The 14,147-nt window shown below is 56.1% G+C and carries 13 protein-coding genes; 5 read left to right on the top strand and 8 right to left on the bottom strand.

Annotated elements, in window-relative coordinates; genetic code table 11:
- Window positions 1–55 precede the first annotated feature (55 nt).
- From DIC66_RS22420 to DIC66_RS22400, 5 genes are read right to left on the bottom strand one after another with little or no spacing between them, the layout of a single operon-like run.
- Window positions 56–619, bottom strand: coding sequence for an ABC transporter permease (locus DIC66_RS22420; RefSeq protein ID WP_117180407.1), 564 nt, complete (start codon window positions 617–619; stop codon window positions 56–58).
- A 7-nt stretch (window positions 620–626) separates the two neighbouring features.
- Window positions 627–1,763, bottom strand: coding sequence for an ABC transporter permease (locus tag DIC66_RS22415; protein ID WP_117180406.1), 1,137 nt, complete (start codon window positions 1,761–1,763; stop codon window positions 627–629).
- Complete coding sequence (locus DIC66_RS22410) at window positions 1,760–2,719, bottom strand: ABC transporter ATP-binding protein (RefSeq protein WP_117180405.1); 960 nt, start codon at window positions 2,717–2,719, stop codon at window positions 1,760–1,762. Before DIC66_RS22410 ends, DIC66_RS22415 begins: the two co-directional genes overlap by 4 nt.
- Window positions 2,719–3,645 (bottom strand): ABC transporter ATP-binding protein, encoded by a 927-nt coding sequence (locus tag DIC66_RS22405; protein WP_117180409.1) that lies wholly within the window; start codon window positions 3,643–3,645, stop codon window positions 2,719–2,721. Before DIC66_RS22405 ends, DIC66_RS22410 begins: the two co-directional genes overlap by 1 nt.
- Window positions 3,646–3,665: 20 nt before the next feature.
- On the bottom strand, window positions 3,666–4,679 hold the full coding sequence (locus tag DIC66_RS22400) for an HlyD family secretion protein (RefSeq protein ID WP_117180404.1): 1,014 nt from the start codon (window positions 4,677–4,679) through the stop codon (window positions 3,666–3,668).
- 713 nt (window positions 4,680–5,392) lie between these two features.
- On the opposite strand from DIC66_RS22400, the gene DIC66_RS22390 reads away from it, so the two are divergent.
- On the top strand, window positions 5,393–5,893 hold the full coding sequence (locus tag DIC66_RS22390) for a universal stress protein (RefSeq protein ID WP_117180402.1): 501 nt from the start codon (window positions 5,393–5,395) through the stop codon (window positions 5,891–5,893).
- Window positions 5,865–6,248, top strand: a complete 384-nt coding sequence (locus DIC66_RS22385; protein ID WP_147321394.1) for a hypothetical protein — start codon at window positions 5,865–5,867, stop codon at window positions 6,246–6,248. Before DIC66_RS22390 ends, DIC66_RS22385 begins: the two co-directional genes overlap by 29 nt.
- Window positions 6,249–6,282: 34 nt before the next feature.
- On the opposite strand, the gene DIC66_RS22380 is transcribed toward DIC66_RS22385, so the two are convergent.
- Window positions 6,283–7,704 carry a Do family serine endopeptidase gene (locus DIC66_RS22380; RefSeq protein ID WP_233506080.1) on the bottom strand — a complete coding sequence of 474 codons (1,422 nt, stop codon included), beginning with the start codon at window positions 7,702–7,704 and terminating at the stop codon, window positions 6,283–6,285.
- Window positions 7,705–8,397: 693 nt separating this feature from the next.
- Entirely contained in the window at window positions 8,398–8,715 is a 318-nt protein-coding gene (locus DIC66_RS23805) for a BON domain-containing protein (protein WP_117180399.1), read from the bottom strand.
- Window positions 8,716–8,991: 276 nt separating this feature from the next.
- On the opposite strand from DIC66_RS23805, the gene DIC66_RS22370 reads away from it, so the two are divergent.
- Window positions 8,992–10,059 (top strand): patatin-like phospholipase family protein, encoded by a 1,068-nt coding sequence (locus DIC66_RS22370; RefSeq protein ID WP_117180398.1) that lies wholly within the window; start codon window positions 8,992–8,994, stop codon window positions 10,057–10,059.
- 249 nt (window positions 10,060–10,308) lie between these two features.
- Entirely contained in the window at window positions 10,309–11,337 is a 1,029-nt protein-coding gene (locus DIC66_RS22365) for an endo alpha-1,4 polygalactosaminidase (protein ID WP_117180397.1), read from the top strand.
- 883 nt (window positions 11,338–12,220) lie between these two features.
- Here the strand turns inward: DIC66_RS22365 and DIC66_RS22360 are convergent.
- Window positions 12,221–12,727, bottom strand: coding sequence for a CBS domain-containing protein (locus DIC66_RS22360; RefSeq protein ID WP_233506079.1), 507 nt, complete (start codon window positions 12,725–12,727; stop codon window positions 12,221–12,223).
- Window positions 12,728–13,432: 705 nt separating this feature from the next.
- Between DIC66_RS22360 and DIC66_RS22355 the strand changes: the two genes are divergently transcribed.
- Window positions 13,433–14,137: a ribose-phosphate pyrophosphokinase-like domain-containing protein gene (locus tag DIC66_RS22355; protein WP_117180396.1), complete on the top strand. Its 705-nt coding sequence runs from the start codon at window positions 13,433–13,435 to the stop codon at window positions 14,135–14,137.
- Window positions 14,138–14,147: the final 10 nt, after the last annotated feature.

Raw genomic sequence — 14,147 nt, 5'->3', positions numbered from 1 at the left:
ATTCAAAAGGAGTCAGCAAAACCAGCAAGAGACTATAGTTATCCACAGTTGGCAGTCATGCTGTCAGCAAAAGCCCCTGGTCAAAATTCGATCGGCACAGGTGGTCAAGATTCAATCGGCGCCAACACACCAAGGGCTTCCCCAGTGTGCGCCCGGTGCGCTGCGCTAGGTCCAGCGCATAGCCTTGGCCAAAGCTAGAGCATATCTGGTTCACGTAACCCAGCGCAATTAGGGCTGTGTTCGAATTAGTGCCGTCTAACAGTACCTGTACCGGGCTGGCCCAGCCCGCGCGCAACAGGCTGGCAAAGCCAGGAGGAACTACGATGCCAACCTGGGCGCTGCTGGTCTCCACCGAATCCTGCACCTGAGACCGGTTGGTTGTAGAGTGCACCAGCTTGAAGCGGCTGCTGTGCAGAAGGCTGTCTACCAAGGCGCGGCTCTCCTGCGTCCGGTCCTGGTCCAGCACCACGATGGCCACGTTGAAGACCTCGAATGTAGCAGCGTAGCCAAACAGCAGCATTTGGATAAGCGGCGGAATTAGCAGGCGAAGGAGCGCTGAGCGGTCGCGCCGCAGTTGCAAGAATTCCTTAACCAGCAGGTGGTAAATGCGACCCAGCATGTGCGGTTCAGTCCAGGGTTTTGCGGTAGGCGCTAGAGGCCAACCGCGCCATGATGGCGGCATACAGCGCTAGGCACAGCATGGGTTCCAGCAACTCGCTCCAGCTTGCGCCTTTAAGAAAGAGCCCCTTCAAAATGGACACGTAGTAGCGTCCGCTGACCAGATATGTGATGCTCTGCACCGCAGCGGGCATCTGGTCGATGGGAAAGGAAAAACCCGACAGCAGCGTAGTTGGCAACATGGTCAGCAGCAGCGCCACTTGGCTGGCGCCCACCTGACTGTGTATGCAGGAGGAAACAAAATATCCAATGCACAGCACCACAGTTAGGAACAGGGATGTGCTCAGCAACAAGGCCGGCAGCGTGCCGCGGAATGGAACCTGAAACCAGAACACGGCTAACGCCAGGCAGATGCCGGCATCGACCAGCCCAACCACAAAATACGGCAACAGCTTACCCAGCATCAGCTCCAGCGGCTCGATGGGTGTAGAAGTTAGCTGTTCCATGGTGCCGCGTTCCCATTCGCGCGCAATAGTGAGCGAGGAAAGCTGCGCTCCCACAATCGCCATGACGAGGGCTACGATGCCCGGAATGATGAAGTTTCGGCTGATTAGGTCTTCGTTGAACCAGATGCGGGACCTCACCTCTACCGGCGTCAGCGTGCGGATGACGGAGCCAGAACGTTGGGCTGTAGCCAGTTGCACATCCCCGGAATAGCTGGCCACCACAGCCGTTGCATAGCCGGCGGCAATGCTGGCGGTGTTGGTGTCGGTGGCGTCTAGCAGTGCTTGCACTACGCCCTTACCTGCGGCCACCAGGCTTCTTGAAAATCCCACAGGTATCACAATGGCAATGCTGCAGCCTCCGCTATCCAGGTTTGCAGACAGTTCCGCAATGTTGACGGCCTGGTGCCGCAACGAAAAATAGGGCGAGGCACTGAAATGCTGCAAGAGGTTTTGCGAGGCCTGGCTGCGCTCCTGGTCCAGCGCGCACATCGGTATTTGCTTCACATCCAGGCTGATGCCATAACCTAGCAAAAACATCTGCAGCAGGGGAATCAGCAGCGCGATTATCAGGCTGCGCGGGTCGCGCACGATTTGCAGGCTCTCTTTTACCGCCATGGCCTTGACGCGTCGCCACCTCATGCTGCACTGCCTTGGCGCACGCGGCTTGTGCCCACTAGGTGCACAAAGCTGTCTTCAAGTGAGGGCTTTGTGCGTCGAACGCTGGCCTGCTCCCGTCCCGCTGTTTTCAGAACGGCTCGCAGCTGCGGCACGCGTGCAGCCGAATCATCCACTAGGACGTGTAGGTCACGGCCAAACGTAGCAACGTCCTGTACACCTGGCTGGGCCCTTACCAGCGCTATAAGCTCCCCCATACGCTCGCCCTCCAGTACCAACAACTCGCCACCAAGCGAGCGCTGCCGTAGTTCCGCAGGTGTGTCCAGGGCCACCAGTTGTCCGTGGTTAATCAGAGCTACACGGTGGCAGTACTCGGCCTCGTCCATGTAGTGCGTACTTACCACTACGCTGATGCCGTCCTGCGTCAGGTTGTGTATCAGTTCCCAGAAGTGCCGACGCGAGCCCGGGTCAACGCCCGAGGTCGGTTCATCCAGAAACAAAATGGAGGGTCGGTGCAAAATCGCAGCACCCAATGCAAGGCGTTGCTTCCAGCCGCCGGCCAGGGTGGCTACTAGCGCGTCCTCCTTGCCCTTTAGGTCCGCCATTTCGATGGCAAAGCGCAATCGCGCATTGATCTCGCTGCGCGCCACGCCATAAATTCCGCCAAAAAAACGCAGGTTCTCGAGCACGCTCATGTCGTTGTACAGCGAAAATTTCTGCGACATGTAGCCGATGTGGCGGCGCACCCCCTCCGGGTCGCGCGCCACGTCTAGCCCGGCCACCAGTGCCTGCCCACCACTAGGCTGAAGCAACCCGCACAGAATGCGTATCACGGTGGACTTGCCCGCACCGTTGGGTCCTATAAAGCCAATGACTTCGCCCCGAGTGACTGAAAAACTTACACCGTTGACCGCAGTAAAGTCGCCGAAGCGCTTAACCAGGTCTACAACCTGAATTTGGTTTTGCGCTCTGGCCTGCATCAGTCAGGCTCCTTTACACTGCCATGCTCCAACAGGGCGACAAACAGGTCCTCGATAGATGGAGCGATCACAGCGATAGAGCTCACCGCAACGCCCGCGTGCACCAGCGTTGCGGCGATTGCCTCTTGGCGTGTGGGCAAGTCCACATGCACATGCAGGCCGGTGCCCACGCGTAGCAGGCCCATCACGCCCGGCAGGCTGGCAAGAGCCTGTAAGGCTTCGCGAGATGCCTCAATGCCTATGTCCAGCATGACACCCGGCATGCGTGCGCGCAGGCCAGCTGGTGTGTCGCAATGCATGACCGCGCCTGCATGCAGCAGGGCTAGGCGATCGCAGCGTTCGGCCTCGTCCAGATAGGCGGTAGAGATCAGCATAGCGACGCCCTCACCGCGCAGCGAATACAGTATCTGCCAGAACTCGCGCCGCGACAGCGGATCGACTCCGGTCGTGGGCTCGTCCAGCAGTAGCACTCGAGGCGCATGCACGAGTGAGCAGACCAAGCCGAGTTTTTGCTTCATGCCGCCCGACAACTGACCCGCCAGTCGCCTTCTAAACGGGGCCATGTCGGCAGCCTCTAGCGTGGCGGCGGCGCGCGCGCGCCAGATGGCGGGCGGCATCTCGAACAGGTCCGCATAAAAACGGATATTCTCTTCCACCGTCAGGTCGTCATACAGGCCAAATCGCTGGGGCATGTAGCTCACATGGCGCTTGACCTGTTCCGGCATGGCCACCACATCCACACCGTCGATGACGATTCTGCCCTTATCTGGCCGGATCACTCCGGCCAGCATTCGCATTGTGGTGGTCTTACCGGCGCCGTCTGGGCCTACCAGTCCGAAGAGTTCGCCAGCCAGCACGGAGATGCTTAGTTCGGTGACAGCCTGCACTGAGCCAAAGCGCTTGCTCAAGCCACTGACTTCAATCATGCGGTTTTCAGGCACCGACTCTACCGCCCTGCATCATTCAAAGGTATATGCACATCTGCCGGCATACCGTAGGCGAGGCGATGGTCCGGATTGTCAATGTCAACCTTGATGCGGTAGACCAGATTGACTCGCTCGGCATGGGTCTCCACTGACTTGGGTGTGAACTCCGCCTTCTCCGCAATGAAGCTGATGTGGCCTTCCAAGGCCGACCCGTTCTGGCCGTCAAAGCTAATTTGAACCGCCTGCCCCAGCTTCACGCCGCCCAAGTCCGATTCATTCAAATAGGCGCGCAACCATACGTGGTCCAAGTTGGTCAGCGTGACGACGGGTGTACCCGGCACCACCACTTCACCCACCTCTGACTGCTGCACGTTGACCACGCCATCGAAGGGCGCAAACAGTGTGGTGTAGCCAAGCACTATGCGTGCCGCCGTGGCAAGTGCAGCACTGTTGTGCACGGAAGCCTGTGCGACTTCCACACTGCGCGCGGCGGCGGTCTGCACCGAGCGATCGCGCTCCAGGACGGCACGGCTTTGGGTCAGCGCTGTGTCCGTCTGGTCCAGCGAAGCTTGGGAATAAAAGCCCTGTTGCTGCAGACTCAGTGCCCGTTGATGGTCCAGCAGTCGTTGCTTGAGTTCTGCCTCATCCACCTTCAGCGTGCGCTCTGCCGTGGTTAGGTTCTGCCGGGCGGTTTCGAGTTGACGCCGCTGCACTTCGAGACCGGCCTTCGCGATCTCCAGTTGCTGCAGGTAGTCGCTGTTGTCGGCCACCGCCAACACGTCGCCCTTGTGCACAGACTGGCCCTCGCGAAAGGGAAGCGAGACGATGCGAGACTGCACAGTTTTGAAGCTGATAACACTTTCATGGGCTTCGATATTGCCGGAAAGAACCAGTACATGTGATGTGCCCTGGTCCTTCCAATAGCTTCGAAAATACTTCGCGTAAGGTGACAAGAATGTCACCGCGATCGTGGCGATGACTACCGCAAAAGTCAAAAGGCCTTTGTGAGCTTTGACGTCGATCTTCCATGTCATGGAGTACCCATGACTGTTGATTCGTGCAAAAAACGCGGAGGGCTCGAGCCGTGCATTTTTCAAATGTAAAACCCAAGCCTACAGGCTGCTTGCTAATTATCAAAGTGAGCTCATCCCCGTCAACCATGATTGGCCGTCGCATCGATCGGTATGTGGAATCAGCATGGGGTCAAATCATGAACATACGCAAACTGAAGCTCTATGCGGTCGCCTTCCGGGTGGCGGATGACGACGTAAATGCCCAGGCCGAGACTCGGAATCCTTACCCAAGCTTGGCACGTGGCGGCCAAACATGCCATGGCACCCTCGTGAGCCTCATTGTTAGCGGTTGGTATTTTGACCATCACGCTGCATCTATGACGATGCGCATGACCTGCACGAGACGGTTCTGAAGCGATTCCGTGGTGAGATTGCGATCCATAAATGGCCTGCGCCGCTGGACTCCCGCAGCGCTACAAGGCGTTGGCGGTCATGACGCCCGTTTTGAGAGGAACATGGGTACCGCCGGGGTCGGTCAAGGCAATCTGTCGGCAGTACGTGCTCAACGCCAATACGACATTTCCTACCAGCAGTGCATGTATACCAAAGGTAATACGGTGCCAGCCTATGAGTCGGCGCCTTGCAGCTACGGTGCGCCGCCATCCATCTCTCAGACGCCACCATCTCTGGTGCCCCGTTAGCTGGCCTTCAATGTTTATGCAGATGGAGCTTTGATGTACCAACGCATTCTTGTGCCTATCGATGGAAGCATCACCTCTAACCGTGGACTGGATGAGGCGATCAAACTGGCCAAACTGATGGGTGCCAGTCTGCGCCTGATTCACGCCGCAGATGCCCTGACTTTTTCCACAGGCTTCGAGCCCTATGGGGTCTACCATGACCAGGTTATTCCCCAGATGCGGGCAACAGGCCATCGGATTTTGAAAAAGGCCGAAGCCCGTGCCGAGGGAGAAGGTGTAAAGGCTGACAGCGTCCTGCGGGAAGATCTGGGGACACAGGTGTCCGACACGGTCATCGCGCAGGCAAAGGAATGGAAGGCCGATCTGATCGTGATTGGCACCCACGGCCGCAGGGGAATTGGGCGCTGGCTGATGGGCAGTGATGCAGAACAAATCGTGCGCAAAGCACCGGTGCCAGTGCTGCTGGTCAGAGCCTCAGATCAAGACCTGAAGGCTGAGCTGTCCTTTGCAACTGCTGAAGTCGGCGTGTCTTGAGCTAACGCTGGCAGCGTTGGCCATTGCCGCCTATGTGTGGCGCAGCCAAGCTGCGCTAGCGCGGGAATATGTCACCGCTCGCGTGGAAAGCGGCGCCGTAGCACCCACAGTCACGGCCAGTGGCACTCTGAATCCGGTTACCACGGTACGGGTGGGAAGCTACCGTCAAAGCCTGCTGCTGGCCTTTGCCCAGTTGGCCGATGGTCTGCAGGCGCTGGACCACGACACGTCCTTGGTGGGTGTGCAGCATAAGGAGCTGGATGCGGCCCGGTCCACGCAGGACCCGACACAGCAAAGCTTTGAAGCCAGGCAGTCCGACTTCCAACGGGTAATAGAGGCCCAGCGGCAGTGCTAGCTGTGGCATCAGCCCTTTGCCCTGGTCCTTTGAATTACTGCATTTGAATGGGGATAAAGATTCGGTCCCCGTTGCGCCAGATTAACAGCGCCACCGCCTTGGGCTTTCTGCGCATTAGGCGCAGTACCTGATCGGGAGTCTGGACTGCCTGACCATTGACGCTGAGCAGCACATCCCCAGGTTCCAGCCCTGCCTGCGCGGCTGGGCCACTCACCCCTTCAATGACCAGGCCTGACTGCAGGTGCGTAGCGGCCATCTCCTCGCGTGTCAGATTGCGCAGGCTTAAATCCAGGTCGTCCGGCTTGGCTTCCTGGCCGGCCCTGGGTTTTTCGGTGGAACTGTCATCGGCACTGCCGAGTTTCACGGACACCACGAGTTCCTTGTTGTCGCGCCAGAGGGTGAGCTTCACCCGGTCACCCGGTGCCTGCTGGCTGATGCGACTGCTAAGGTCGCCGGAGCGCTCAATCGCCTCCCCATTGACCTCGGTGATCACATCACCCGGCTGCAGCCCGGCCGCAGCCGCCGCACTTTGGGGCAGCACACTGCTGACCAGCGCACCGTTGGGCATTTTGAGACCGAAAGATTCGGCCAGAGCCTGGCTCAGGTCCTGCGCGGTTACGCCCAGGTGCGCATGGCTGGCGTGGCCGGTGGAAATTATCTGGTCTTTCACCTTGAGCGCTACCGCAATCGGGATTGCAAATGACAGGCCCTGGAAGCCCCCGGAGCGGGAATAGATCTGGGCGTTGATGCCCACCACCGCGCCATTGCCATCAAAAAGCGGGCCGCCCGAGTTGCCTGGGTTGACGGCGGCGTCGGTCTGGATAAAGGGCACGGCCGAGTCACCTGGCAGCGAACGGCCCTTGGCACTCACAATGCCCTGGCTCGCCGACTGCTCAAAGCCAAACGGGGACCCTATGGCCAGCACCGGGTCGCCCACCTGCAACTGCTCGGAGTCGCCCAGGCGTACCACTGGCAGATTCTTGGCGTCAATGCGCAGCACGGCGATGTCGGTGGCCGTGTCCGCGCCCAGCACCCGGGCCTTGAACTCACGCCGGTCATTTAGCTTGACCGTCACATCTTTGGCCTCGCGTACCACATGGGCGTTGGTGAGCACCAACCCGTCGCTGGCAATGATGAAGCCAGAGCCCTGGCTGCGAAACGGCACTTTGGCGCCGGGCGCCTGCTTTGGCGTGCGCAACTGAAAGCCCGGCAGTCCGCGAAAGAACTGGAAAAATGGGTCATCCAGGTCTGGCGCCACATCGTCCGGCCCCAGTGCATGTTGTCCTGCCACCGTGACGCCCACCACCGCAGGCGCCGCCATTTGCACGATGGCCCGGTAGTTGGGCGTGAAGGCGGTGGTGAGCGCCTGTGTCAGATCGTGTGGCGCCGGGTTGGTAGGCGCTGATACTGCGGGTTTAACTCTGGCCTCTTTAGTCAGCCAAACGCTAGGATGCAAATCAAGGGCCTTGGAAGTCGCCGCGACAATCAAAGCGGCAGCGATCAAACCTAGAAGCCAATTTTTTGCTTGCATAAAGAGTCATTCACATCGGACGTAGTTGGCTTTTTATGCTAGTCCTGCGTTGCCCCAACCGATTGACAATCTGCAAGCCCAGCGCGTTATATCCGGGTGTCACTGCATGGGGGGGAGACAGGCGCATGCATCCGAAAAGTTGTAATGTGCACTTACAGCATGAAGAGGGGAACTGGCGCTCGTAGGTTCACGCCGTATTCGTAATTCTTCGGAATGTGTTGCTGTGCGCAGGCGGCGAAGATCCAGCCATCAGCCACACCAAGCCCTTGCGAAATAGCAACTCAGCGCCCATTTTCGAACAAACCATTTTGAATAGTGGTCGATTGGAGCAACTATTTATATTTTCCATCCACAAACTTCACAGTAAACCGGCTGAATCAAGGTCTCCCCTTGATCGAATACCCGGCCACGCTCCTGTTGTGAAGGTTCCATCCTGTTGAAGAGCCCCACATCAGCTATAGCGAAAAGTCAAGATCACTGCGTTCGTTCACTACATGCCGGAAGCGGCCTTTGTGACTTGGCGTCTTCTATCGTCCTAGAGGCCCCTATGCAGCTAAGGACGGAACCCGATCGTTTTATGACCTTTGGGATATCGGACCGCAGGTCACGGGAATAAGATCAATTGTGGTCTGTAGCGGTCCAAGTGTGTACGCCGCTGCTGTAAGCATGCACAACACCAGGCACCGTACTGACTATGTAGGCGGCCAACTTCACATCCTTCGGACCCTTGACCCAACCGCGGAGCTTAGCATCGCCATTAACTACCTGCACCTGAAGGTCTTTGGAAGCTTCCCCCATTTGTGTCGACAATGCCTTTTGTGCGGCCTCTGCGATTTGTGTATCAGACTCCTGTGAGAAGCTGCTGGTAGTAAAAGACACGAGAACTAAGGACACTAGGAGTGTCTGCCAACAAGCATGTTTTATTCGGTTCTGCATGATGTACCTTAAAAAGTTCACATCAACGTTGATGCAGCTTAAGTATCAAGCTTGGGAAGATTTTCGCGTTGATAGTTCATAAGTAACGTTCTGACGAATTCGTTCATACTCATCCTTACATTGCACTTTCGCAAACGGTCAGAGGGACATATGAAAACTGTACTGACTGCAATCACAACCTTGCCTTTTCTAACATGAGACCCTCTCTATGACATGCTGGTTCAAGTTGATTGAGAAATGGCTATACCTAAACGGTATCCAATGCACAGATCGAGCATGACACCCTTGGCCTCCCGGGCTGACAAGGCGAAGCTCATATGGGCCTCTCTAAGGCGTTGGTGGAACGCCGATTTTTCTGTGGTCCCCTCTAGCCGGTTACTTAATCTAGGATTACAGGGCGGTGGAGCACATGGCGCTTATACCTGGGGTGTTCTCGATGCGCTGTTGGAAGAGCCTTCGATAGAGTTTAGTGCACTAAGCGGAAGCAGTGCAGGGGCAATCAATGCAGTTGTCTTTGCGAATGGTTGGATGCAAGGAGGTCGCACAGGGGCCCGTACGGCCTTGGATGATTTCTGGATGGAAGTCGGTCAACAGATACCTTGGCCCCTAGTGACACAGGGGCAGGGCGACTCCATCAATCTTACGATAGTGGCGCGCGTGTTGACGCAATGGTTGGGAATGTTTGCACCCATCCAGCTCAATCCCCTTGGTCTCAACCCGTTGCGGGATATCCTGAACAATCACATCGATTTTGAGGGCCTTCGGCGCAAATCACCGTTTCGCCTGTTCGTGGGAGCGACCCATGTCAACTCTGGCAAATTGCGTTTGTTTCGTGAGCACGAACTTCAGCTCGATATGCTGCTTGCCTCTGCATGTCTGCCCCGCCTACACCATACGGTCATCGTCGATGGCGAACCCTATTGGGATGGCGGGTATAGCGCCAACCCTGCTGTATTTCCGCTGTTACGCGGAAAGGGTTCCCTTGACATCCTTCTGATCCTGCTGGCGCCCCAACTGCAGGATGATGTGGACCAGAGCGTGGAGTCAATTGCTACACGCATTCAAGAAATTGGATTTACGGGTCATTTTATCCGTGAAATGCATATGCTGGCCGATGCAGTGAACGTAAGTGATCGCGGCCGTTTGGAGACGGTGCGATTTCACATGATTGACGCTGAAAATCTGGATGTGCTACGGCGAAGTGAAACCAAATTACTAGCATACGGACCGTTTCTCGAGATGCTCAGGGACCATGGGCGTATTCGAACTAAGCAGTGGCTGGCCGAGAACCTTCAGTCCATCGGAAAACGCGGCACCTTAGATTGGGCCCATTGGACTGTATGACGGATTGTTGCCTCTATTGAAAATGCAGGCCTATTGCCGGTCGCTGGTAGCAAGTGCCTGTGTAGGGTTCTGAGAGAAAGCACCAAACTGCTCTGAACTCTCTCGTAAATTTCCCGCTTTAACGCTGGAGTGGTCGTGCATGCGTTTGGCAAAATGAAAGCCCTGGAGCATGCGAGTATCCACTTCTCGCTGGACTCACCCTGAGGCCGGCGCACTGAGGCTGTTTCGGGGAAGAGGAACCGTTGCATCATGTACATAGCAGATCCTACGCACGCATGCTCACCATGCAACACCGGACATCTCCCAAAGCAAGGGACTGCTGATGCCGACATGCGGTTTGTCAAAACGTCGCAAGCCCCATTCCAATCAAATAAAAAATCAATTTTGAAAAAGGTGGCATTTATGAACATTTATCTGAGCCGTTTGAAAGCATCTGCTGGAGCTATGCTGGTTGGTGCATCCGTGTTCCTCATTTCGCACTCCGCGATTGGGGCCGACTGGCCACCAATTCTTGATCCAAACCCAGCAGTTCAACCGCCGAAATGGGACTGGCAACTCGCGGTACCCATCAAGATCAACCCTGATCCCAGCATCAAGATTTACGACATTGACATGTTTGAAAACGAAAAGGGCACCGCGATCAAAATGCTGCATGACAAGGGATACAAGGCAATTTGCTACCTTGATGTCGGATCTTGGGAGAATTGGCGGGATGACGCTGCTAAGTTTCCTTCTAGTATTCTCGGCGCCGTGTACTCAGGGTTTCCTGATGAGCGGTGGCTAGACATCCGCGATGTGAATGCAGCCAAGTCCCAAACCGGAATGGTGCTTACGACTATTTTGTCATCCCGGTTGAATCGGGCAAAGACCATGGGTTGTGACGCCATTGAACCGGACAACATGGATGGTTACGACAAGACTGCTCATGAATCCAGCGGCTTTCCGCTCACCTTCGAAGACCAGATATATTTCAACCTTTGGGTTGCGACGGAAGTGCATAGACTCGGGATGCTGGTAGGACTAAAAAATGACATCAACCAAGCACGTGATTCACGGATCTATCTGGCCTTCGATTTTGTGGTGAGCGAGCAATGCATTCAATACAATGAGTGCGGTTACTTCTCGGAATTCTTAAAAATAAACAAGCCGGTTTTTTTGGCGGAGTACAAGCTGACGCTCAGCAAGATGTGCCCCAAGGCCAAAGCGAACCGGCTCAGCGCGATCAAGAAACGCCCGGCTCTTAATGCAACGCGGGAAGACTGTAGCTCATACTACTGATCTGACTTGGCCCGCTACTCCAGTGCTGACCTACGAGGCCGCAGATTGCTGCAATGGCGTCGTATATTTCATACGCTGCTTGACCAGCCCTTTGGATATTTTGCTGATTTCATTGCGACGGGAACACGAGACTGCACTTTTAGTATGAACTAAAGGCTATAGGCGTGGCCAAAATCAAGTCCATTACCACACATGAAAATGGATGTCTCTTGGATCCGTCATGAGTTTGCATGATCTGGAATCGTGTGAATTTGAAGGATTACTGCCTTTTTGGTGAGGGTGCTAACCAGTCCATTACCCTCGGGCAAAAATCCCTTAGGATGCTCAGACAATTAGGGATTTCCGCCATGGCGCAAGCGGTCGTGTCCTGGTCTTTGTAGGCCGGCATTATGGCCCATGGTTCGAACCCAAGTGTGTCTGGTTCCACTAGAGCCTGGCCTTGAAATGTGCAAAATTACAGTGTTGAAATTCCGGCATCAGATCATTAGTATTCAGGCATGAAACGTGTTGGGTCAACTACACCCCCCAAGCTTGCATCGGTCGATATTGAGATTGAGATCAATCTTGAGCTTATTGAGCGAAGGAGAAGCGTAAGGATTATCCCCTGTCCGGAAGCGCAAGAGTGTACGGATGAAGCGTCATGGTCCGACTGGGTAGCGTTGAACGGAAGTTCGTTGCTTTCCCATTAGCAAAAGCCGATCTGCATGAGCTCCAAGCCCTGTGTGATGGTGTGCTGCAGAGTCGGGCCGATGGGAGCGAGTTCGCCACATTGTGAATGTATACCGTCCGCTAAAAACTCCGTGTGTCGTGTGTTGACGGCGCGCTTAATTGGGGTTGGTGCCTTAGCGCGAAGTTGTCTGCCGACTTTAGCTCCGCGATGGACCTAGCGGATGGTATTGCGTTCGCGCTGCTTGCCACTTTGAACGGTGCCGACTAGCAGGCAGAGTTCCTCGGCCAGGACGTCCAGTGCATCGTCCAAGGTCACCACTCCCAGCAGTTCTCGCTGCGGACCCACCACCGGAATGCGGCGCACCCCTTCGCGGCGCATAGTGCGCATCAGGTCAATTAATGAGTCATCTTCGCGTGCGCAGACCAAGTCAGTGCTCATCACATCTTCCACGCAGAAGCGATTTATATCCAATTCCGGCGCAACTACGGCTGTAACCAGATCGCGGTCAGTCAGTATGCCCACAGCGGTCTGGCGGCCGTCGTTATGTTCCACCACAACCAGGCAACCTACATGGTTGTCTCGCATGAGTCGCGCCGCGCCGCTCAACGACGTCCGTCTAAAGGCGATGGTCACACTGCGGGTGCATATCTCACCAATGGTCAATCGTTCTCCCATGGAATCCTCCTGGAATCTGTTTGTCTGTTTGTCTGTTTGTGCCATTCTTCAATTGCCGGTGGTTGTTGTCTTGCCATTTGTCAAAGCCAGGACGCACCTTCTGGCGCTTTCTGACTCCAGTGTCGCAAACCCTAGAATCCAGACTTGATAGTTCATGCCCTGAGTTGCTGATGCCGAATCTGCAATGATGTCCTGAATGCTGGTTGCGACTGCTCATTGTTCTTGCCGTGCAAGAGAGGACCTTTGTTCATTGGCTGTGGGCCGAGCAACCTGAGCGGATGCAGTGTCCGGCTCATACAGTAGTGCCAGGTGCCGGTTGCGATATCGCAACCGGCTCGGTTTAATGGACTTTTACCATTCAAGGATGTTGAACGACCTCGGGGTATCTCATGCAAGTCGCTAGCAACCAGTGCATCCCATCGTGATTTGTGTGTGCAATGGGGATGTGAGCTGGACATGCGCTGGATTGCGGTGGAGGGCGCCTGTGCTGCGACCACCACGCCGTAACCGAGTGGCGGTGCGAGATCAGTCGTCCCCGCTTGTGCTGGCACGCTTGGGGGGGAAGTCTGGCACAGACTTGATCGACAGTGTGCGCTTGTCGCAAGACGGTCTGCGTTCTGTCGGAAAATTGTGTGACGGCTTAAGCGGGCAGGTGCCTGCCGATTGCGGTGGCGCAGACTGTCCTGCAGCACATCCGCTACGCGATTTGGTGGCAACCTATTGGAATCCCAATCTGCAAAGGGGGCCAGCATGATGCTTCTGTATGCACTGGACAAATATTCCGATTTTGGTGCCACCTTGGCTAGCCGTCTCGGCGTTGCCTTGGCCCCGCATGAGGACCGCGGCTTTGATGACGGCGAACACAAAATCCGGCCCCTTACCGATCCACGTGGCAGCGACGCCTATGTGGTTCTGAGCCTGCATGGCGGCCCTTATGCTAGCCCGCACGACAAACTGTTTTGCCTTCTGATGTTCATTGCGACACTGCGTGGCCATGGCGCAGCGCGCGTCACTGCCGTCATCCCCTATCTGGCCTACGCGCGCAAGGACCGGCAGACCCAGCCCTTTGATCCAGTCACGCTGCGCTATCTGGCCCAGTGGTTCGAGGCAAGCGGTGTGGCGCAGCTTATTGTGTTGGAGGCACACAACGTGGCAGCGTTTCAAAATGCCTTTCGGTGTCCCACCGTGCATATCGAGGCGCACCAGGCATTTGATCAGCTGGCCGAAGCCTGGGCGCCATCCATTACCAATCAGCAACCCCTGAGCGTGGCCTCGCCCGATCTTGGTGGCGCGAAGCGGGCCCAGCTGTGGCGCGAGTCGCTGGAACGGACTTTGGGAGGTAATCCCCCCGATAAACCAAAGGTCCGAGAAGTAGAATTTTCCAAGAAGGAAGTTCTACGTGAAGAAGTCAAGATTTACCGACAGCCAGATCATGGCTGCCTTGAAGCGTGTTGAAGCCGGTCTG

Origin of the sequence: Rhodoferax lacus (assembly GCF_003415675.1) — a bacterium.
Taxonomy (GTDB): Bacteria; Pseudomonadota; Gammaproteobacteria; order Burkholderiales; family Burkholderiaceae_C; genus Allorhodoferax; species Allorhodoferax lacus.
Note: the sequence above shows the minus strand (reverse complement) of the source record. Positions and strands in the feature narration are given on the sequence as shown.